This window comes from uncultured Arcticibacterium sp. (genome assembly GCF_964021845.1).
Taxonomy (GTDB): domain Bacteria; phylum Bacteroidota; class Bacteroidia; order Cytophagales; family Spirosomataceae; genus Arcticibacterium.
The window spans coordinates 221320-244235 of sequence record NZ_CAXHZC010000002.1 but is presented as its reverse complement, the minus strand read 5'-3'; the positions used below and the strand labels follow the sequence as shown (position 1 = coordinate 244235).

The following is a 22916-nucleotide window of genomic DNA, read 5'->3' as shown; positions in this document are numbered from 1 at the left end:
TAGCCAATTTATATTTTATGAAAATCGTACTTGTAGACGACCATAATATTATACTCGATAGCCTAGGAATGCTATTAAAATCACTATCTATAGTGAGTGAGATAAAAACATTTAATGAGCCTCAAAAAGCTTTACAGTATATACAGGTGGAAGAGTTAGACCTCTTAATTACAGATTATAATATGCCAGAAATGAACGGCTGCAGTTTGGCGGTAAATGTTAGGAAAATGAAACCTAATTTACCAATCTTGATGCTCACTATTTCAGACGATTTTCAAACTATCAAAGATGCTTTCAATGCGGGTATTAAGGGTTTTGTGATGAAAAAAGCGAATAGAAGCGAACTTCAAAGTGCAATAGAGGCTGTAGGTGCCGGTAAAAGATACTATAGTGAAGGTGTGATGAAAGAGCTGTTAAATCCTGATAACGGTATGGCGGACGTGCTTATGATGGAAGAGGAAATGCCAAGCCTTACCGCGAGGGAAATTGAAATAATAGAACTGATAGGCAAGGAGATGTCCAGTATAGAAATAGCAGAAAAACTATTTTTGAGCCCAGCCACTGTTGAAAAACATAGGCATAATATTATAAAGAAGTTGGGAGTGAAAAATGTAATTGGCATTGTTAAATATGCCTACCAGCATAATCTTATTACACCCTAGCTGAGCGGTATTTCAATAAAAACTTCAAAGCCTTCTTCATCTCTGATAATTACGCTTCCCTTGAAGTTTTTGACTCTTTCTTTCATATTTAAAAGTCCTATTCCTGAGCGGGTATTGTCTTTTGGCTGACTTCCATTGTCGGTCATGCTTATGATTAAATTAGCATTGTATTCTTTGAGTGAAAGGATCGCCATGGTGGCATTAGAGTGCTTCATTACATTAGTGCTAAGTTCTAAAATAATGCAGTAAAGCTGATAGCCTAAATCATGTTTAAAGGTTCTGCTTGCGGGAAGTTTATTCTCAAGTTTAAAGCTAGTTTTCTCTATTAAATTTAGTTTGGTAATTAGGTTTTCAATAGAAGGAATCAGACCTTTTATGTGAAACTCTTGTGATGCCATATTATGGGCAATTAGCCTTACATCCGTATAGAGTTTTTCCAATTCGGAAACCATAAATTCTGAGAGCTCCGTGGGTTTTTCGGCTTCTAGCCTCCATTTCATAGCAGTGATTTTTGTGGCGAGGCCGTCATGAAGGTCATTTGCCACCCTTTTACGTTCTTGCTGACTTCCTTTTTCAATAGCCAGTCTTATTTCCTCGTTTTTGTCATTTAAAAGTTGATTTTGACGCCTAAGTTTTCTGGAGTTTTTTACTAAATAAATACCGAACAAAGTACTTAAAAGAAGTATGGCGGCAAGAGTCCAAAGAACATATTGTAGCTGTGTGTTTTCTAATTCTTGAATTCTGTTTTGCTGTTTTTCAAACTCATATTGACCCTCTAACTCAGCGTATTTTTCATTAACTTCTTGCCGCATAAGGCTGTCTTCTAGGCTAACATAATACTCCAAAGTTTCAAGAGCTTTTGCTTCATTGCCAGCTGCTTTGTAAATCTTGTAAAGGTTCTGGTTACTCCTATTAATAAACTCAAGATAACCAAAGGAGTTTGCGGCAGATACCGCCGCCAATTGATGATCTATAGCCTTATCAAATTCCTTTTTTTTGGCGGCCTTTTCGGCGTAGTCTGAATAGATATTGTATTGAATAAAGTAATTTGAGAGTCTTTGTGCTTGCTCTAAGGCCAAGGCTAAATACTCTTCCGATTTTTTTTCATTTCCTAGCAAATGATACACTTTAGCTTGCCCTTGTAAATTGTTCGGTATTTGGTTTTTTATTAAGCTTTTAGGCAGAAGGTTTTCGGCTTGCTTATAATAAGCTAGGGCTTCTAAATAGTCACTTTCTTTTTGGGCTTTATCAAGTGTATTGTCTGCAAAGAAATCTAAAATCCAGATGGCATGACTAGTATCATGAAGCTTTAAAGCCAATGGCTCGGCCTCTTTAAAAAGCCGAATGCACTCTTCTTGGTTTCCACTATTAAGCATCACATAACCAAGAAGGATTTTGGTGTAAACTATATGCTCTGGGTTGGCACTGTATTCTTCCAATATTTGAAGGGCATTATGATAGTATTCAATAGCCTTTTGATAATCACCTAGTTTATCTTCCTTTTTTCCGAGAGCTCTAAAATAGAGTGCCTTGGATATTGGCCATTGACTATTGATTTGAGCTAACCTAAATTGTTCTAGTCTTAAGTCAGCTTTTGGGTCTCCAGCATAAATACTTTTTTCACAGAGGTCATTATAGTAATACATCAGCAGCGTGTCTCTTTCAATAGTGGCAGGTTGTTTTTCAAGGAAGCTTATCGCAATAGCCAAAGAATCCCTGCTCATACCAGTTTCTGCCTGGGCAGAATTAGTAGGGGCTATCGATAAGAATAGACCAATAAGTATTAAGCTATATAATTTCATTTGCTTTTGGAAGATGAAAATTCTTATCTCAAAATCAAAGCCAAGAACTGCACAAATTTTAACTGGAAGATGGAAATACATGTTTTCATGTATGCCTTTTCAATGTTTACCACCATTTACTTAAATGCATTAATCCACCAATTTTGAAGTAAATAAATACTCCATGAAAAACGAAAAAATTAAAGTAGGAGGTTTTCATTCTGTGGTCCCTAAGAATGTAGTTTTCTTTGAGGCAGATGTTAATTACTCCCATGTTTACTTAAAAAACGGAATGCGGTTTACGGTAGCTACCACCCTAAAATCGCTAGAAGCTAGGTTTAAACCCTTTGACTTTTATAGGTCGCATAAGAAGTTTCTTATAAATGTGCATGAGGTGGAGTCATGTGGTAATTACGAGGTACAGCTTATTAACCAGCAAATGGCCTTGGTTTCTCGTAGAAAATTAAATGGATTATTAGAAAGAATTAAATCGAAAGCTTCATGAAAAAAACTTACTTAATACTGCTTTTTCTATTAATGTTTCTGACTCAGGGTTTTGCTCAAATAGAGAATTGCGGGACAATTACACCCTCAAAAGAGAAAGCTAAGGAAATAGAGAGAATTGTAAATTTATACAGAGGTATTAGTTCTAGTTCCATAACTTATTTGCCAGTGAAACTCCATTTAACACGAAGTTATGGAACAAGTTACTACGACCTAAACTCCTTCATGTATGAATTTGCAAAGATGAATGAGAAGTTTTTACCTGTAGGCTTTCAGTTTTATTTATGTGACAGTATTAATTATCTAAATAATTCGATCTTAGATGATTTTGATGCCAATGTGAACTACAGTGATTCTTTAGAATTGGTAGCTCAAAACGTGGACGATGCTATCAATATTTACTATGTCAATAATTCCAATTCTGGAGGTAGATCTAATTTTATTAGTGGTGATAAGTTTGATAATTGGATGTTTGTGGTTAACCGTGTATGGCAAGGTGGAGAAACACTTACACATGAAATGGGTCATTATTTTAATTTATACCACACGCATGAGTCTTTTCAAGGTGCAGAGCTAGTAAATGGAAGTAACTGTAATGCTTCTGGTGATTATGTTTGTGATACTCCCGCTGATACTTACCCCACTTACTATAATGTGGTTACCTGTAATTATAATGGAACAGCTAAGGACGGGAACAATCAATCTTATGCTCCGCTCACAAATAATATTATGTCTTATTACTCAGGAGGGTGCCGAATGGATTTTACTGCTGGTCAAGCTGCCAGAGCTCAGTCATCTCATGCTGCTAGATTAAGCTTGATTGAAAATGAAGGAAATCAATACGGATTTACCTATCCTTCCAATGATACAATATCTGTTTTTAATGTCCGAGTTTTTGAACTTTACGGCAGTGTGCGTGTGAGATGGTATTGTAATTCTAATCCTTTAGGTTTTTTAATAGAAAGAAGCACAAATCCAAGCTCAGGTTTTGTGTCCATTGGTGGGGTATATAGCTTTTCTAGAGAATTTATTGATGCTTCGGTAGTAGCTGGTACTACTTATTACTATAGGATTAAGGCGGCTAATTCAAAGAATTATTATTCTTCTATAGTAGCACATACTGCTTCTTTTAATTCTTACAGCACGCCAGCATCTTATTACCCAGATAACCATGATGTTAGATATCTCTACCTCTATAATCCTCAAAATGTTAGTCAGTTTTATGTAAGCTTTCCCCGAAATTCAGAACCATATCTCGACTATTCTCAAACGCTTAGGTCTTTTGACGCCGGTACCAAATATGGTGTTTATTGGCTTGACTATTACGAGAACTCTTCTAACCGTGATTCGTTTAAAGTATGGATTGACCTTAATCAGAATCATATTTTTGAAAACTCAGAAATTGTATCCAAAGGTTATAATAATAATGGAAGAAGCAGCGACAGTCTTATAGTTCCTGTTAATACCACCACTGATTTTTATAGGATGAGGTTCAGAACGAGTTACTTATATGACTCGTTTGGGGCAGAAGACAGACAGCGATATTCTGACACAAAGGATATTACAGTCTATATAGAAGGTGATTGTGCAAATGGTTTACAGTTGATAGACTATGTTTTTACCGATTTTATAGCCAATGGTCCCATTGAAACGGTGGACTATACTCAAAACTACTATGATCCATTTTTTCCAGAATACCAATACCCGGCTAATCTAACTAGTCCTAGCATAACTTTAGGTCCTGGGTTTTCGGCTGATGGTGGATCGCCATTTCTTGCTGAAGCCGGAGGCTGCCCTTAATCAAAACAAAATATATTTATGAAAAACTTATTTTTCATCTGTCTTATTCTTTTAACCCAGTGTAAAACCACGGAGAAAGAACCTGTAATTCCTGAGCCAGTTCCAGTCCAGCAAGATATTGCAGAGATTGACGGATTGATTAACGCTTATATGTCTGAATTTGACTTACCTGGAGTTTCTTTGGCGATAGCTAAAGATGGTGCCTTGGTTTACCTGAAGGGTTATGGATTTGCGGATGTAGAAAAGGGAGTTGAGGTTAACCCTGATCATGTTTTTAGGATAGCTTCCTGCAGCAAGGCCTATACAGGTATGGCCATTATGAAATTGGTAGAGTTTGATGCTATTCAGCTGTCTGACAAAGTCTTTGGGCCAGGAGCTATATTAGGGACACAGTTTGGGACAAAGGCCTATTCCGAAAGTCTTAAGCAAATAACGGTCTCTCAGTTATTATTAAACACTTCCGGCACCTTTGTGAATGCCCAAAAACGTGATTTGGTCAATATGCATGAAGAGCTTAGCAATGAAGACTATCTAAGCTGGGTGCTTGATAATTCTATTCAGGAGTTTGCCCCAGGTAGTGCGTATCATTATGTAAATGTCAATTATTTTGTGGCTTCCATGATAGTAGAGGCGGTTTCTGGGGTTTCCTTTTATGACTTTTTAAAAAATGAAGTACTATATAAAATAGACGACGAAGTCACGGCTCTTGGTGTTTCGAATAGTGATTTATCTAATGAAGTCAAATATTATGGACAAGGAAATTTGGCAGGTCATGAATATGATTTTAGTATGGAACGTTACATTGGCTCTGGTAATGTGGTAACTAGTGCTAAGTCCTTATTAAGGTTTGCAATATCGCTTGGACCTTCAGGAAGGTGGAATTTGCTCCCAACTCCCCTTATGAATGAATTTGTAACTACCACACCGCATAGCCCGAATTGGGGGCATGGTATCGGCGTTTGGGGAGAGCGACTTTACATGTATGGTAGCCTGCCTAGCACGCGGTCTGGGTGGATGCTAGATAAGCAAACGGGTTTGACCGCTGCTATAATTTCAAACTCCAATGCTGACTACACCAGTGCAGCTTTAGATCAAGAAATAGCTTATGGGCAGCAAGATTTGTTAATTGATTTAATTTCAAAACAGCGTGCTTTTGAGGATATTGACCAGTTTTTAACTAATGTGTTTTAGACGAAGGAGTTTTAGGGAAATTATTGCTTTAAGTCGTAAAATAGAATATATAGAAGGCGACCTTTTTTTGAAAGGGTCGCCTTTGCAATGTTGAAGCCAAGCTTTTCTTTAACACCTGACCAAGGTCATTTTTTTCAAGCTAGGCATAATCTAGCTTTGTAATTCAATCATTTTATTTGAATTACGTTAATGATAATCATCGCTTTCTTTTTAGCCCACTGGTATTTATCGCTTTTTGCCCAGACTTTTTTCTTGCACAGGTATGCAGCACATAAAATGTTTACCATGAGTCCATTCATGGAGAAACTGTTTTATGTTTTAACTTTTATATTTCAAGGCTCTTCATTTTTGAGTCCATATGCTTATGGCGTTATGCATAGGCTTCATCATGCCCATGCAGACACTGAGCAAGACCCTCACTCTCCATCGTTTTCAAAAAACCTTTTTGACATGATGTGGAAGACTAAGAATTACTATAATAACATTTTGCACAAGCAGGACAGCATAGAACCTAAGTTTAAGAAAAATGTACCTCACTGGGCTTTTATGGAAAAGCTCGGTGATTTATGGTTGGTGCGTTTGGCTTGGGGAGCTGTTTACGTATGGTTTTATATTCAGTTTGCAGACCACTGGGCGTATTTTTTATTGCTGCCTATTCATTTTTTAATGGGGCCAGTTCATGGTGTGATAATTAACTGGTATGCTCATAAATATGGTTACAGAAACTTTGATGTTAATGACACCGCAAGAAATTTACTGCCTGTAGATATACTGATGATGGGAGAAAGCTATCATAATAATCACCACAAGTTTGGTGGTAGAGCCAATTTTGGCATCAAATGGCATGAATTAGACCCAACCTATCCGATAATTAAGATTTTAGATGCTATACACCTTATTAAACTAAAACCCAATAACGACTTAAACTATATGTAGATTGATAGTAGACTAGTGATCGAAAACGCCTATTGCACTTGCAGTAGGTGTTTTTTTTGATGTAGGGCGTTCAATCTTCTTTAAGAGATATTTCTATAAGAGACTAAACTAGCTGAGCTCTAATCTAATCAGGCTAAAGAAAAATGATGTTCAGATTAAGGTTCTCAGGTATTGATGGCTATTAACGTTCGATTGATATTTTTAAAAACACCATGTTTCTATTTTATGGTTAATAAATCCCTATTTACACGATTGTGAGAGTGTTTTTGTTTAAGGAACTTTGAAAGTATCCTATAAGGGGTGAATGATCTAATATTAAGCTATGAAACAGTTACTTTTTTTTCTATTCTTTATTTCTTCTTTTCATGTCTTAGCTATTGATGTGATTTTTGGTTGCCCTAACGGAAACTGGACTGATGCAGGATGCTGGTCTACCGGTAATCTTCCAAGTAGTACGGATAGGGCGGTAATTGGTTCGCCTAATTCGGTAGAGGTAAACTCTTCCGTTAGCGTCGGTTCTATTATTGCCTCTGGCAATATTACAGTAACAGCTAGTGGAGTTCTTGATGTTAACGGTGGTTTAAGTCTGATAAATCAAAACCTTGGTTTTTTAGACATCTCTGGTACCGTAAACCTAGAAGGTGGAGGAGTGACACTTCAAAATCAAAATAGACTTATAGTAAGAACAGGAGCCCTATTGAATATTCTGAATGCAGCCTCAGACGCAGTTAATTCAGAAGGCGAAATCAAAGTAAATATAGGCGGTGAAATAATAGTTAGCAACGCTGGCGACTATGGAATAACTAATTCTGGGGGGTTTGTGAACAAGGGTAAAGTTAGTATTGATGGAGCTGTAACTGGTTTCCTACAAACTGGATTCGTGGACAGTTTGGTCAATTATCAAATACTAAATATTAAAAATTGTACGGAGTATGGTCTAGAAAGTGATGGAGGCCTAGTGGAGAATTATGATAGATTAAGGGTGGAAAACACAACATTGGCAGGCCTCTATGGGCATGGTGCTAATAATGAACTTAGTGAAATTAATAACCATGAAGATGCCATTATGTTGGTTTATAGTGGGATAGACAATAGCAATGATCTTATAAATGACGGTTACATCTATTCTTCAGGAACAAATATAACGTCTTTTGTGACTGGCGATTTGGTGAATAATGACACCATTATAGTTTCAACTAAAAATTCGGTTGGGCTCTCACTTATGGGAGATTTTACTAATAATACAGGAGCAGTAGTTATTTCAGATTCAGTTTCAGACAACGCAGACTTTTTCTTTGTCACAGGTATAGGTAGGGTTGATAATTATGGATTATTTCAGTTTGATCTGAAAGGTCAAATGCATGGTTTATCTCACAGTAATGCCTCAGGAATGCCTGAATACTTTTCTAATCATGCCACCATTGATATTAAGAATGCAAAAAAAGGATTAGAACTAACGTATTTTAAAAACTTATCTACAGGCATCATTACTGTGGACTCCTGTACAGATACCGGTCTTACAGTTCCGGGTGATTCGACTATAAATGAAGGACAAATCACACTTAAAAATGGTCAATCTGGTTATGGATTGACTACGTTAACGTTTGGCAAGTTTTTTAATGAGGGAACACTAACTATTGAAAATCATATGGGAGGAGATGGTATTTACAATTATTCTAATCTGCTTTTCAATGACCAAAGTGGTATAATAGATCTTACATATTCAGGCACTGGCACTGCCTTTAATAATGCAAGAGGCCAATTTGTGAATCGTGGTAAAGTAAATATGACACTCCAGGGAACCTCAGATTTAGGCTTATATATAGGGAGTAATGTAGCACAGGAATTTAATAACTACGGTTTATTTAATCTTATAAATGAAAGCACAGTAAGTGTGCCAAATGGTATTTTTGTCAATGGTATTATGACCATTGACACTTGTTCCACTTTTCATACAGAATTGCCTTTTCAAGTGCAAACCATTGGTACAGTGAATAATATTGGCTTACTAAGCCTATCTGACTCCGCCAGAATTAGTAACGATGGCACCTTTAATAATTACGGACTTATAGAAGGTCTAAATGGCTTTCATTCTGATGAACTAACTCTAAATCAGGGTTTAATAAGCTCTCCCATATATAATAGTTTAACAGTCGGGAAAAAATATACTTCTGGGCTTTTAGGAGCACCCGTTTTTTCTATACCTAATAACTTTTACGGGGATGCCGCTGAGACCCAGTTGGCTGGTATTTTAGCAGGAGATTATCAAAGTTTTGAGGTTAATGGATTCTCTACTTCAGATACCTTACGTTTTACAGTGAATTTGTATGGCAAGTGTGATTTACAAATGAGGTTACCCGTGGTGACGTCTGGGGACTATTCATGTTGGAATATTAGTGAGATTTCTTTTACCGGTAGTCCAGATGAAAGTTGGTTTGATGTAAATAACTGGTCATTAATGCGACTTCCAAACGCCTGTGATAAGGTCATTATTCCTAGTTCTGAACGTGTACATTTATTATCAAATGAGTATGGCCGTGCAGCGTATCTTGACATTCAGACTGGGGCATTTTTTGACACCGATAGTGATGCAGTTTTGGACGTGAGTTCGTACTAATTCATTTCAAATTAAGCTTGGTTTTCTATTTACTCTCCATGAATAGGACATCTAATCATAATTGGATAGGTGGCTGCCTTGATTTTTTATGAACTTAATGAGAGCCAGATTTCCACTTTACGGTCAATAAATCCCCATTTACACGATGGTATGAGTGAACTGGTTTCATGAACTTTGGTGGTAGCTTAAACTGAATTGTTTGGCTGTTAAAATTATATGAGATTTTGTAGAGCTTAATGCTTAGCTCAGAACAGACTTCAAATCACTCGTAAAAAGATAGATATGATATATACAAGAGTAAAACCCCTGCTGTCTTTATTATTTCTTCTGTTTTTTCCAGAACTGAATGCACAACTACTTCCTGAATGGGGGATAGCTCTAAAAGATAAAGAAGAATATTTGACACTCAAGGATGTTATAGACGATGGTGTCGGGAATTACTATGCCATAGGTTCATATACTAATACCGAAATAGATGGTTCAAACTTTGAGAGTCAAGGAGGTAATAGGGATGTTATCCTCATGAAATTAAACGCGAATGGCGATGTTTTATGGAAGAAAAGAATTGGTGGGGATGATTATGATTATGGTCAGTCGATCAGTTTTTATGATGGCAAAGTATATGTAGCGGCTCTTGTTAGAAATGGGTTTAACTTAAACACGCCTTATCAAAGAGGAGTAAATGAACAGGTTTTACCCGAAGAGGTTTTTAGTACCCTCTTGGTATCATATAGTGAAGAGGGAGAACTCTTATGGACAAAATTACTCGATGCTAGCATAGAAGTCTTTCCCAGAGCTTTAAAAGCTACCGATAAGGGCTTATTTCTGACGGGTTTTTTTTCTGGAGACACAGATTTTCAATCATTAAGTGATTCTGGTGGAGTTACTTACAGTTCTGCCGCCTTTAATCGTAAAGGTTTTTTAGTTAGGTATGATTTGGATGGAAACCTGATTTGGGCAAATGTATTGAATAGTGATACGGAGGTCTTTGTGCAAGATGTGGCCATTTATGAAGATGGACTTTATGTAACTGGTTTTTACACTGGAAAGCTTAATACTGAAGGTGAGGCAGGCAGTATAATGAATATATCTGACTCAGGAATTGAAGTAGATAATTTTCTAATTAAATATGATGTAAATGGTTCATATGTTTGGCTCAGGCGGTTTGGAAATCGGGATAGTTCTGAAGGCATGAGTGTATTAGCTCGAGAAAATCAAATTTTTGTTTCTGCTACATATGAGGGTCATATTAATTTTAATACTCCTTCTTTATTTAATGGAGTTAATGAGCTGTCAACTACGGAAAGAGAAGCTTTTATAGCAAGTTATGATAGCCTAGGTAATCTTGGATGGTTTAACGCTTTTGGCCCAATTTATTCTGGTACCACCAGTAAGCTAAAGAGTGTTGATAATCGTTTGTATATAAATGCTAATACTTCAATTGGAGATTCCCTTATTTTTTATACACCGGATAATTCAGTTGCAGCTTCTTATGGCTTAAATTCAGACCATTCTAATGGTCTGATAGCGAGTTATTTATTAAGTGGGACTTTTCTTTCTTGCCGCATTTTTGAGTCATCTGAATTTAGTTTTTTGAGAGCCTATCAACCTACTTCTGAGGGGCTCGTTACCTTTAATGATATAGAAAGTGAATTGACAATTAGTGACTTAAATCAAGAAATAGAAGATTCTTTATATAGTAAATCTGCTCGTTTATTACAGAGTCATTTTGTCAATGAATTAGTACCTAACTGGCAGAATAGCTATGGTGATTCCCAGATTTCTGGTGGTTATGAGTCCATGGCAATAGCTACTGATGGTTTTGGAAATACTTATACCACAGGTTATTTTCATGAAGAGGTAAAATTTGGCTCACTACCAGTACTCTATTCTCAAGGCGGGAAAGATATATTTATTATAAAACAAGATAGTGAGGGAACACCTATTTGGTCTAGAAGAGCAGGAGGAACGGGGGATGACGAACCACAAGACATTACTTTCTCCGACGGCTATGTTTACGTTACGGGTAGTTTTGAAAACACAGCAAATTTTAGCAGCCCTTATTCTGCAGGCACCAATGAAATAACTTCTGCTGGAGGTACTGACATTTTTTTATGGAAAGGCAGGCAGCTAGATGGTTACATATTTATGTTAAGAAGAGCTGGTGGGGTTTTAGATGATATAGGAAAAGGTATAGCCGTGCTTAATTCTGAAATATTTGTTACAGGAAAGTTTATGGTAACCGCTAATTTTAATACACCATCTGCCATTGGTTCTAATCAAATAGCTTCAGCAGGTGGTACAGATGCTTTTTTAGTCAAATATTCATCTTCAGGAGATGTTAACGGGATAAGAAGAGCTGGCGGAACAGGTGATGATGCGGGAATAAGTTTGAGTATTTCTAATTCTGATGTGTATGTTGGAGGTTTTTTTGAGGACACGGCTAACTTTAATACGCCTTCTGCCTTAGGCTCCAATGAACTGGTATCTGCGGGTTTAAAAGATGTCTTTCTTGCCAAGTATAATAGTTCAGGCACCTTGAATTATATTAGAAGAGGAGGAGGGGTAGATGACGACCAACTACTAGATATAGCAACTTATAAAGGTAACGTGTATATGACTGGCTTTTTTACAGATGAGGCATTTTTTCCGGGTGTACTGCTTTCTGGGCCAGCACTAGTTAGTGCCGGTCAAAGAGATGCGTTTTTGGTGAAGTACTCGTCTGGCGGAATTCCAATGTGGCGAAGAAGAGCAGGGGGTACTATAAATGACGGCGGCACCTCGCTTGCCATAGAAAACGGTACGGTTAATCTGGTAGGCTTTTTTAGGAATACTATTGATTTTAATAATTTTACTGAGGTGTGGCCTGAAACTTATCTTTCTGATGGGCTGAGAGATATTTTTGTAACAAGATTTTCTACGGCAGGTACACTTCTTAGCACAAAAAGAGCAGGCGGTATAGGGGATGATTTTCCTCGCGGTGTGGCCTTTGATGGGTATAACTCTTTCCTGTGCGGTTTTGGTACAGAACAAATGAACTTCAACACCCCATCTAATAATTCTACCCATTTTATAAGCCCGCAGGGCGACCCCTACGCTTTTATGGCAGCTTTCTTATGGACTGATAAATACCATTTTAGCAAGATTCAAGGAAGAGAAACAAATGGAGTTATTTATACTGATGACATGGTGGTAGATGAACTTGGTAGTTCGTATATAGTTGGGCGTTATACAGATGTTATTAACATTGGAGATTTGGAATTACAAAACTCTGAAGAAGACAAAGATTGCTTTTTTCTACTAAAACTAGACGCTAGTGCTAAGCCTTTATGGCTAAAAGAAGTAGCCAAAGCCACTTCTGCTAATAATGCAAAACTGGAATATTATGAAGGCCAACTTTTTATGCATGTCAGTGTGGATTATGACTCGCTTTTTATTCACTCTGGAGCGTCAACATTAAACGTCATAGGGAATCATTTGTTGTGGTTTGATACTACGGGCACCTATCTATCCAAAGTGAAAGTTTATGAAGAAGTAACGGATATGGCTGGTGCAGGAGGCAACATCTATTTGTATGGTGGTTTTTCGGACACACTTTATTTTGAAAACGCAGGGGTCAAAGATAGCTTGTTGATTTCTGAAGACAACCGGGATGCCTTCCTTCTTAATTATAACCAAAATGGTAACCTAAATTGGGCGAAGAGATTTGGAGGTGAAAATTCTGATTATGGATATAAAGTGGAAGCCTTTGTAAATAGGATTTATATATCAGGCACATTTAAGGATTCTATAAACTTTAAGACGCCATCTTTGTATGATACAAATAAACTTTACGAATCGGCCTATGAAGGGGTTTTCTTGGCTGCTTTAGACTTATCTGGCAATTTAGTGTGGGCTAGAAGACAAGATGCATCGTTTGCGAATGATTTAAATAAGAGCAGTTTGGTACCTCACGACAACGGATTGTATGCTATAAACCAAACAAATAGTGCTATAGTAAACCTTAGTAGCCCATATCAGGCTGGAGTTGATGAGTATGACGCTTTAGCAGATGGGAGAATTATTGTCCAATCTTATGACCTGACTGGCCAGATTAACTGGGTTAAAATTATTGGAGATACCTCGGAGTATTTATATGAAGAGGTTTATGGAACCTTTCTTGGAGGAGAATTGGTTTTTGGAGGCGAGAATAATAAAAAAATAAATTTTAGTGAGCCCTATGTTCATGGTACTATGGAGCTTTCTGGCGGGAATTCTTATTTATGTTCCTTTAATACATCTGGTGATTTACGATGGTATCAGGGTCAAGGTGGTATAGGAAATGATGTTGTAAACAAATTGGTTTCTCAAGGTTCTTCACTTTATGCTTTAACAGATATTTCTGAATTTCTGGAGTCTTCGAATAATTCGTTTAAACCAAAGAATAACGAAAAGCTAGCGGTCATTAAATTTTCGCCATGCGGCACCATTAGTAATTTACAAAGTACAGCAGGAGACATTAATTTAGGCTATCATTTTATTTCAGGAAATAACTTAACAGCGAGTAATGATATTACGGCACAGGCTGAGGTAGAATATAAAGCAGACGCAATTGTTTTAGAACCAGGTTTTTCAGCCTTATCTGGAACCGTTTTTATGGCACATCCAGAAGGTTGTAATTGATTGAAACTTGAAAGTATATTGCTTTAAAAGTGCATGTTCCATAACTCAGAGCTAAAGTAAATTTCTATTTTAAGGTCTATTTATCCCCATTTACACGATGTTTTTCAGTACCTAGTTTTGCTAAGTTTGATTATGAAAAAGATGCTAGTTTTTTGTGCCTTGTTACTCTCCTCTTTTGCGAGTGCTCAAACTTTTGAATGGAGTGGTAGTGGTGATGGAGTTTCCTGGGAAGACAGTCTTAACTGGATAGGGGGGACGCCTCCTGGTGGAAATATAAATCATGATGTTATTATTGATGGAGCAAACGGTGTCAAGATTAACTCAAGTTTTGTTATTGGTACTTTACGGTTAAAAAGTAGCAGACTCACCATTGATAATACTTATACTTTGTCGGTAATTCATTCCTCCGCTGCACCTGGTGATACACTCAGTGCGGTGGAATTTGTGCAATCTGAAGTGGATGTAAAAGGGAAGTTGTATATCTCTAGTTCGGATAGAAATTTTGCTTTAAGCCTAAGGAGAACGGATATGTTCGTTTATGCCAGTGCTGTGGTAGACATAGCCGCTAGTATTTATGGATTGGCTGTATATAATAATGGCGATTTGGATTTGAAAACAGGTAGCCTTTTAGAAATTGATGCAGATTCTTTAGCTATTCAGAATAATCAAAGTATTGAAAACAATGGCAAAATAGAGATAGACGCAGATATTGATGGAATTATTAATAATGGTAATTTTTCCAGTTCAGATACTTTGATAATTGACGGCTATGGAATTAGTATGTTAACCGCGATAGAGAATAATGGCGTATTCATAAATGAAGGGTATCTGGATATTAATAATGTCAATCTTTATGGCATATATAATACAGGGATTTTAACTAATACCACAGGAGCATATTTGAAAATTTACGATATCACGCCTTCTGCTTTGGGTGGTAGCTCAGCGGTATATTCCAGTGGGTCTTTTGTGAATGATGGTGAAATATACGCTTTGGTAAGAACTGAGTTTGGCGTTTTTAACGAGCAGAACACTGCAGGTTTTGTTAATAGTGGAACAGCACTTTTTACAGGGGCAGATTCCCTAGAATTTGCCAACATAGGCTCGGTGTCAGACAGTAGTTTATTAGTAAATACAGGTACGCTTGATTTGAACGTAGGATGTGATGTGCTCTTAAACAATTCTTACGGAAAAGTGCTGTGGTCTGGAACGGGACTTTTGGCTGGAAAAGATGGGATAATTAATGAAGGGCGGTTTGAATTAAATGGTGATTCACTAACATTTGATGTGTCGGAGACTGCCATAAAAAACTATGATTATTTCCACAGCAATGGGCATATCCATTTAGAAGATTGTAAAAATGGAATTGATAATCAGGGTGAATTTTATAATTTAAGTACCGGTGAAATTTTGATTACCGCAACAAATGGAAGTGCTAGTAGTTTTGGGTTTAAAAATACGCAAGAGTTTGTTAATGAGGGTAATGTAGAAGTAAACAATGCTGTTTTTGGTATTAAAAACGAGACAGATGGAGATACCTTCACTAATAACGGTGACATATGGATAAAACAAAGTAGCACTGCTTTTATTCTTAATAACGGTATTGGCACTGATAGTAGTTATTTTATCAATAATGGTAAGATGCTTCTTGAGCAAAGTGTTTCATCTGGCCTAGGAAATACTATCGGAATTTGGAATCAAGGTAAAGGGAGCTTCAAGTCTGACGGAACTATTGGGATGAACACCATGTGGCAAAACACTGAAAATATTAAAAATGAGGGATACTTCTTCTTCAATGATTCTTTAAACATTAAAGAAACTAGAGAAGTTAATATCAATAATTTGGGCTCTTTTGTTAGTGGAAATGAAGCCTTTTTAAACCTTGATTTTTCTCAAAATTTTGGAGAATATGTTGTTCAAAATTCAGGTGAAATGACCCTGAATGGCAGAACTGACATGGTTTATTTTGATACTTATCAAAGAAACATTCCTCTATTTAATAATGAGTCAATTTTTAATAATAAAGGCTATTTCAGAATAGAGGGCTCTGGTGAGGCAGAGGGCATTCTTAATACGGGAACATTTATTAATGAAGACACGCTAGTCTTAAATAAGGTAAGAAACATTGGAATAGAGAATTCAGGTACTTTCATTAATTCTGTTGGGGCTTTGTTCCAATCTGACAGTTTGCTTAATAGTATTTCGGCTGGGACTTTATTTCAAAACGACGGAAGTATGCTATTAAACGGTGAAACTAGCATTCTAATTTCTGATAATAGTACGCTGACAAATAGCGGTCTACTTAAAATGAAAAACGGGATTTCTGATGCCATTTGGTTAGAGGGGCTTAATCCCGTTTTGGTAAATCAGGCAGGAGGTGAAATCTTAATTGATAGTTCTGAGGTTAGCTCAATTTTAGACAGCGACGGAATAAGAATGGAATCTGGTCAATTGACAAATGACGGCTTAATAAGACTAAATCATATTTCTGATGCAGGAATAAGAATGATAGGCGGAACTCTGACAAATAATGATTCCCTATGGGTAAAAAGTTTCAAAGGAATGCATGGTGTGTGGGTAGAAAACAGCAGCTTTATTAATAATGGGTATTTAGACTTAGATGGAGCCGAAGAAAGCAGTGTGGGACTTATGAATGTGCTGAGCAGCGGTTCCTTAGAAAATACTGGCGAAATATTACTTCGAGATGCCCACACAAGAGGTATTTATAATTTAGGTTTGTTTACATCTACCTTAGGTTCAAATATTCATTTTGAAAACAACACCAGAAATACCTCAGCCTTACTTTATCATTCCAATGTCAGTAACCCCACCACGTATAATGGGAATATGACAAGTGTTAATTCCAAATCTTGCGTATCCTTCAGCGGGGCTGCTATAAATAATGGCCATTTAGATTTAAGGGGCTGTGGAAGTTTGGCCTTTATTATGACATCTGGAACCAATAGTACAAACGGTCAAATTCTTTTAGACCATGATTCCTTTGTTGGAACCAATGAGGGAATTTTGGAATACTTTTCTGACTCTGTTTCATCGATTTCAGGTACTAATACCATGATTAATTTAGGGGTGATAATAGATCATGGAAACCAATTCAGAAATACCAAGTTTAACGATGGCGATGCCCTTGGCTTTCCTATTTGGAACAAAGGCCTATTTGCATCGCCTTTTTACGGTAATATTTCAGAAGACATTCGCGAAAACATAAATATTAATTATACAGAGCCTGGCTCATTGCCAATTAGTAATGATTGGTATGTTGATAGAGCTATGGCCACCTCAGCAGGGGTTTGGCATCAAACAGATCATTATTTCACACCAAATGCCAATGCAAATGCGGCCGATAGTCTTTTTCTAGAGGTGAATTTATCAGGAAGTAACCCTATAGTTTTAGGAGTACCGCATAAACAGATTTCTGTTTGTCCCCAACCTATTGTGACTAAAATTCTCCGGCCAAAGGTAGATTACAACTGGAATGACCACACGACCTGGCGAGGCAATAGAGCTCCCGATTACTGTGATAAAGTTGTATTAAGTGGTTTTAATGATGTCTACGTACCATCTCTTTATAAAGCTAAGTTAAATACATTGGAATTTGAGCCACAGGCAGGGCAAAGCAGTTTTCTTGAATTTCAATATGGCTCTGTAATGGAAGTGAATGTAATTCCGTACGAATAGTTTTTCAATTAAAGGTGTGTAAATCACTATTTACACGATGGTTTGATGTCGTGCTGTTTTGGAAATTTGTTTATTAAAAACCTTGTAGGATGAAGTATTATTTTTTCTTAGCATTCTCATTTTTTACGGCTGAATTATTGGCTGCTGATATTTATTGGGGCGGCGGTGGAGATGGATTTAGTTGGCACGACGAGGCTAATTGGTCTGGCGGTGTAAAGCCTGGCACTGATGATAATGCAATTATAGCCTTTGGCTCTGTTGAAATAAGTACATCTGAAGAGGCAAAGTCTGTTCAGGTTCAAACTAAATTAATTGTTGCATCTACCGGTAGTTTGGAACTTCAAGATGGCTCTTTGATAGCGTCTTCTGGTTATTCTTCCGAAATAATTAATTACGGTGATATATTTATTTCAAATGGAATACTAAATGTTGCACTAACAGGTAGGTTTGTAAATACCTCTGGAGGTTCAATAAGCATTGATGGTGGGGTGTATGGAATTTCTAGCTATGGTACTTTTGTGAACAGAGTTAATGCAGAAGTTTATATTTCAAATGCTACCAATAGTGGCGTACTCGTAGAGGATAGTCTTGATAATAGGGGTTATATACAAGTAATTAATTCAGAAATAGGTATAAAGCTACTTGGTTCTTATGATCCGGCTTACTTAAAAAATACAGGAAGGATTGAAATAATGGATTCAGACTCAACCGGTGTTTTGATTATAACGGGAAGGCTGGAAAATGAAAATAAGATTCAAACGGTCAATAATTCGGGAGGAGGTATTGATAATTTTTTAAATAGCTCTGCTGAAATTTTTAATAAACCTGGAGGGCGGATATCTTCAAAAGACGGGGTTAGAAATAATGGTTTTTTCGAAAACAAAGGAACGCTTCTTCTCGGAAGTTTAACAGAACCCGCCATGGAAAACCTCGCTGACTTTTACAATTATGATTCATTATATATATCCTGCATAAATAATGATGGTATTTTAAATAAAGGAGATTTCATCAATTATTCTAATGGTTTAATACTCAGTGATAGTATGAACTCAACTGTAGTAAATGTCTATACTATGATAAGAAATGAGAGCTCTTTTGTAAATAATGGACTTATTGAAGCGGAATGTCATCGCTATATGATTGCTATAATTAACACGGATTTATTTGAGAATAATGTTGACGCCAGTGTTAAAATAGAGGGGGCTTTAATAGGCTTTTTAAATGAAAAAACTTTTATAAACGAGGGAGAGCTTTTCTTTGGTAAAAGTGAGTACGGAGAAGGCTTCGCTCAGTTGACATCAGATGCACTTTTTGAAAACAAAGGACTCCTTAAAATCAGTGATTTAGGTGGAGATATAGGGATATATAATTTTAGCGGAAGTATTTTAAACAAAAGTTCGGAACAAATTGAAATTTCAAATGTTGACTTATTTGAAACTTGCATAAAAAACTCAGCCACCATCATTAATAATGGCAGCCTATTAGTTGATGTCTCTACAGAGGTTCCAGCTCTGCATAATCATAAAACTTGGTCTAGTTTCTTAAATAGGGGTAGTGTAGTCTTTAGAACCACTCATAAGGAGGTTGTTGGTTTTAAAAATGAAGGGGAGTTTATAAACGATTCTTGTGCTACTCTGGTAAATCATTTTGCAATAAGAAATGAAGTTAATGGGAGTATAGAAAACAATGGTTCTATTGCACATTTTGGCATTGGCGGTGTGGATAATCTAGGTGTTATAATAAATAATGGTTTTTATAATTCGCATGGGAGAATAAGAAAGATATTCTATAGTAATACATCTAAAGGGTTGGTTATTAATCCTTTTTACAATCCATTGTTAGAAAATATTACCTATGCCCCTATAATGTCTAAAAGCATAACTAGTAACTTTTCAATAGATTCAACGTGGTATACAGATCTTACTTTAGCTGCACCATTTGCCACGTTTGATTCTACCAATAATTTGTTAATAGTCAATTCTAATTTGAGCACGTCTTCGGTTTATTTTAAAATAAAATGGCCTGATATTTTTTGTGAAAAAGTGGTTAAAGTCAATGTACTCAGCAGCCCACCGGTATGTGATAGTTATGACGAGGTAGTATTCCATAATGGATTAAATGATAATTGGTTTGAACGTGCTAATTGGAGTACTAATACTTATCCAGACTATTGTTCTAATATTCAGGTGGCCGCTGGCGAAACGCTGAATTTATTTAATGACCACCACGGAACAGCTAACAAAATCGAAATTGATACGGGGGCTGTATTTGACACAGAGTTGGGTTCTATACTAGATGTTAGAAATGGTCTTTGATTATTCTTCCATTTTACGGTCAATAAACCCCCATTTACACGATGTTTTCGTTTTAAATATTTCTTGAACTTTGGTTATCAAAAGTTTAAGAGCATGGAAACAATACATAAAATCAGGATTGGCGGGCATCTTTTTGCACAGCCCCAAGACTTATTAAAACTAGAAGCCAGGGAAAATTACACACAAATTTACTTCAGGAGTGGAAAGGAAGTTTTGGTGGCCACCACCATTGGTTTATTAGAAGAACGGCTTACCGACCATGGTTTTTACAGAACCGACAGAGGAGCAGTGGTCAATATGAGCTGTGTGAAATCACTGTACAGAAATGGCCGTAAAATGCGAGTAAGGCTAAATAATAATGATTTAATGAAAGTGTCCAAAAGAAGAATAAATGATATGCTGAATTTGTCAATCCAGCGGGATATTGATTTAATAGATAACCACACATTCACTTACTAAAGAGCCAGTAGCCCATTCTCTCGCATCACTTGAATAGGTTTAGAGTACCAGAATAGCTCAAAGTTTTCGTACTGTTTTTCATAGTCATCTTTGAGGTTTTGTAGGGTTATTAGTTTGCCACTTTCTGGCTTTAAATCATCTAGTTTAGTTAATAGCCAATTCCCGTTCGCTATGCCAAAATCTATTTCAAAGGCATCCGTTTTAGTATGAAAAAGGAACTTTAGTTTCTTAGCATTCTTCTGAAATACCGAAGGCTCAGTGCCCAGCCAAACTATCTTGCCATTCGGTTTTGAGAGAAAGTCACCTTGCTCATCTAGAGCATCTGCAATTAAGTTTTTTGGAACAGTGGTTTTAGGAATTTTGAACTCAAACCACTCTTGCAGTGGATATTCAAAACAGATGCCATGCATATAATTAAAGAGCGATTTCTTTAGCCCAAAGCTAAACTTATCGTGCTCTATACCTGTGCTGTCAGAAAACTGAACATCATTATTAGCAAAACTGATTTCCTTAAGGTCTGGTACTATACCAAAAGCCTCAGGATTTAGCCCAATAGGACTATGTGCTGTCAAGGCAAACTGGTGCCAAAAACCTGATTGGAGTATACCTAATTCAAACATTTGACGCACCATTTCCAAACTATCAACGGTTTCTTGAACAGTTTGGGTAGGGTACCCATACATAAGGTAGGAGTGCACCATAATGCCCGATTCGGTAAGATTTCGTGTAACTTGAGCTACTTGTTTTACCGTAACCCCTTTATCTATCAGAGCCAAAAGTCTATCGGAAGCTACTTCTAAACCGCCGGAAATAGCTATGCAGCCAGACGCTTTTAAAAGTTTGCAGAGGTCGGCGGTAAAGTTCTTTTCAAATCTGATGTTAGTCCACCAAGTTACCACCAATTTCCGTTTCAGAATCTCCAAAGCCAATGAACGCATTAATGCTGGCGGAGCAGCTTCATCTACAAAGTGAAATCCTTTTTCATCAGTTTGTTCTATTAGCTCTTCCATTCTGTCTACCAGAATTTTGGCGGCTATAGGTTCGTAAAGTTTGATATAGTCTAATGAAATGTCGCAGAAAGTACATTTTCCCCAGTAGCAGCCATGAGCCATGGTGAGTTTATTCCAGCGGCCGTCACTCCACAGACTATGCATTGGGTTAGCTATTTCTATTACAGAAATATAGCTATCAAGCCATAAATCGCTATAATCTGGGGTTCCTACCTGTGCTTGTTTATAATCTGGTTTCGGACTGTTATTGGTATAAGTAACTTCGTTTTCTACTAAATGAAAGGTTCTTTTTAGTTCTAGTTTTTCTTGTTTCGCTAAAACATGTTGACTTAAAAGTTCTAAAGGCAATTCGCCATCATCCAAACTGATGAAATCAAAAAACTCAAAAACTCTTTTGTCTTTTACGCTTCTTAATTCTGTATTGGCAAAGCCGCCACCCATGGCGGTTTTAATATTCGGATAGTTTTCTTTGATGTACTGAGCACATCTAAAAGCACTATATAAATTGCCAGGAAATGGCACCGAAAAGCAGATAAGCTTAGGTGCAAGTTCCTGAATTCTTTGTTCCAATATATCCAGAGAAACTTCGTCTATCAGTGTTAGTTCGCCTTGGAGGTAATCGTAAAGCTCGTCAAAGGCATTCGCACTTCTCCCTAGCCTTTCTGCATATCTGCTAAATCCGAAATTCTCATCTACACATTCTTTTATAAAGTCAGAAAGGTCTTCTAAGTATAAGGTGGCTAGGTATTTAGCTTTGTCTTGGTCGCCCATGCTACCAAAAGCCCATTCCAAATCATTGATTTGCTCAAACCGGCTGGCTTGCGGAAGAAAGTTTTCGGTACAAATTTGCTTAGCAAAAGTTTGGCTATGCCCTTGCAAAAAAGGAATAACTTCTTCTATCGTTTTTAGATATTCCTCTCTAAGGCAATAAATACGCTCAGCATTTTCGGTAGAAATACTGTCGTTTTCATAAGCCATTTCAAAGATACTCTCCAAGTTTTCCTTTGAAAATAAGGCTAGAATAACCTCAATGCCCAAGTCCATCTGAAATGCAGAAATCCCCTTTGTGTTTAAAAAGCCTTTAATGTAAGGCGTGGCAGGGTAGGGTGTATTTAGCTGGGTAAAAGGAGGCGTTATGAGTAAAAGGTCTTTCAAATCTTGATGTAAGTAAATTGCTGAGCAAAGTACGGGGTTTTAAACCGTTTATTTTCAAAAACCTGAGACCAACTAAGATTTGACAAAATAGCCTAGAGGAGCCAAATGTTAATGGCATCATTTAGTAA

At 36.9% G+C, this 22916-nt stretch carries 12 protein-coding genes; 10 read left to right on the top strand and 2 right to left on the bottom strand.

The annotated features are described in order from the left end of the window. The first annotated feature begins 17 nt into the window (after window positions 1-17). Entirely contained in the window at window positions 18-662 is a 645-nt protein-coding gene (locus AADJ06_RS07770) for a response regulator transcription factor (protein ID WP_341225859.1), read from the top strand. Here AADJ06_RS07770 and AADJ06_RS07765 read toward each other — a convergent pair. After that, window positions 659-2464 carry a hypothetical protein gene (locus AADJ06_RS07765; RefSeq protein ID WP_341225858.1) on the bottom strand — a complete coding sequence of 602 codons (1806 nt, stop codon included), beginning with the start codon at window positions 2462-2464 and terminating at the stop codon, window positions 659-661. The genes AADJ06_RS07770 and AADJ06_RS07765 overlap by 4 nt on opposite strands. Window positions 2465-2627: 163 nt before the next feature. Between AADJ06_RS07765 and AADJ06_RS07760 the strand changes: the two genes are divergently transcribed. The 9 genes from AADJ06_RS07760 (at window position 2628) to AADJ06_RS07720 (ending at window position 20623) form a co-directional block, all read left to right on the top strand. Beyond that, on the top strand, window positions 2628-2948 hold the full coding sequence (locus AADJ06_RS07760; RefSeq protein ID WP_341225857.1) for a LytTR family DNA-binding domain-containing protein: 321 nt from the start codon (window positions 2628-2630) through the stop codon (window positions 2946-2948). Beyond that, window positions 2945-4747, top strand: coding sequence for a GEVED domain-containing protein (locus AADJ06_RS07755; protein WP_341225856.1), 1803 nt, complete (start codon window positions 2945-2947; stop codon window positions 4745-4747). Before AADJ06_RS07760 ends, AADJ06_RS07755 begins: the two co-directional genes overlap by 4 nt. 18 nt (window positions 4748-4765) lie before the next feature. Then, complete coding sequence (locus tag AADJ06_RS07750) at window positions 4766-5938, top strand: serine hydrolase domain-containing protein (RefSeq protein ID WP_341225855.1); 1173 nt, start codon at window positions 4766-4768, stop codon at window positions 5936-5938. A 189-nt stretch (window positions 5939-6127) separates the two neighbouring features. Then, a complete protein-coding gene (locus tag AADJ06_RS07745) occupies window positions 6128-6874 on the top strand; it encodes an acyl-CoA desaturase (RefSeq protein WP_341225854.1) in 747 nt (248 codons plus the stop codon). A gap of 322 nt (window positions 6875-7196) precedes the next feature. Beyond that, on the top strand, window positions 7197-9491 hold the full coding sequence (locus tag AADJ06_RS07740) for a hypothetical protein (RefSeq protein ID WP_341225853.1): 2295 nt from the start codon (window positions 7197-7199) through the stop codon (window positions 9489-9491). 282 nt (window positions 9492-9773) lie between these two features. Beyond that, window positions 9774-14153 (top strand): 3-coathanger stack domain-containing protein, encoded by a 4380-nt coding sequence (locus tag AADJ06_RS07735; RefSeq protein WP_341225852.1) that lies wholly within the window; start codon window positions 9774-9776, stop codon window positions 14151-14153. A 132-nt stretch (window positions 14154-14285) separates the two neighbouring features. Then, on the top strand, window positions 14286-17849 hold the full coding sequence (locus tag AADJ06_RS07730; RefSeq protein WP_341225851.1) for a hypothetical protein: 3564 nt from the start codon (window positions 14286-14288) through the stop codon (window positions 17847-17849). An 89-nt stretch (window positions 17850-17938) separates the two neighbouring features. Next, window positions 17939-20164, top strand: coding sequence for a hypothetical protein (locus AADJ06_RS07725; protein ID WP_341225850.1), 2226 nt, complete (start codon window positions 17939-17941; stop codon window positions 20162-20164). Window positions 20165-20257: 93 nt separating this feature from the next. After that, window positions 20258-20623, top strand: coding sequence for a LytTR family DNA-binding domain-containing protein (locus AADJ06_RS07720; RefSeq protein ID WP_341225849.1), 366 nt, complete (start codon window positions 20258-20260; stop codon window positions 20621-20623). Here the strand turns inward: AADJ06_RS07720 and AADJ06_RS07715 are convergent. Beyond that, window positions 20620-22788, bottom strand: coding sequence for a B12-binding domain-containing radical SAM protein (locus tag AADJ06_RS07715; protein WP_341225848.1), 2169 nt, complete (start codon window positions 22786-22788; stop codon window positions 20620-20622). The genes AADJ06_RS07720 and AADJ06_RS07715 overlap by 4 nt on opposite strands. Between the last annotated feature and the right edge of the window lie 128 nt (window positions 22789-22916).

What these genes read in the sequence shown, in the direction of transcription:
- AADJ06_RS07720 (WP_341225849.1), top strand. Translation starts at nt 20,258, where the DNA reads ATGGAAACAATACATAAAATCAGGATTGGCGGGCATCTTTTTGCACAG.
- AADJ06_RS07765 (WP_341225858.1), bottom strand. Translation starts at nt 2,464, where the DNA reads ATGAAATTATATAGCTTAATACTTATTGGTCTATTCTTATCGATAGCC.
- AADJ06_RS07770 (WP_341225859.1), top strand. Translation starts at nt 18, where the DNA reads ATGAAAATCGTACTTGTAGACGACCATAATATTATACTCGATAGCCTA.
- AADJ06_RS07740 (WP_341225853.1), top strand. Translation starts at nt 7,197, where the DNA reads ATGAAACAGTTACTTTTTTTTCTATTCTTTATTTCTTCTTTTCATGTC.
- AADJ06_RS07730 (WP_341225851.1), top strand. Translation starts at nt 14,286, where the DNA reads ATGAAAAAGATGCTAGTTTTTTGTGCCTTGTTACTCTCCTCTTTTGCG.
- AADJ06_RS07725 (WP_341225850.1), top strand. Translation starts at nt 17,939, where the DNA reads ATGAAGTATTATTTTTTCTTAGCATTCTCATTTTTTACGGCTGAATTA.
- AADJ06_RS07735 (WP_341225852.1), top strand. Translation starts at nt 9,774, where the DNA reads ATGATATATACAAGAGTAAAACCCCTGCTGTCTTTATTATTTCTTCTG.
- AADJ06_RS07750 (WP_341225855.1), top strand. Translation starts at nt 4,766, where the DNA reads ATGAAAAACTTATTTTTCATCTGTCTTATTCTTTTAACCCAGTGTAAA.
- AADJ06_RS07745 (WP_341225854.1), top strand. Translation starts at nt 6,128, where the DNA reads ATGATAATCATCGCTTTCTTTTTAGCCCACTGGTATTTATCGCTTTTT.
- AADJ06_RS07755 (WP_341225856.1), top strand. Translation starts at nt 2,945, where the DNA reads ATGAAAAAAACTTACTTAATACTGCTTTTTCTATTAATGTTTCTGACT.
- AADJ06_RS07760 (WP_341225857.1), top strand. Translation starts at nt 2,628, where the DNA reads ATGAAAAACGAAAAAATTAAAGTAGGAGGTTTTCATTCTGTGGTCCCT.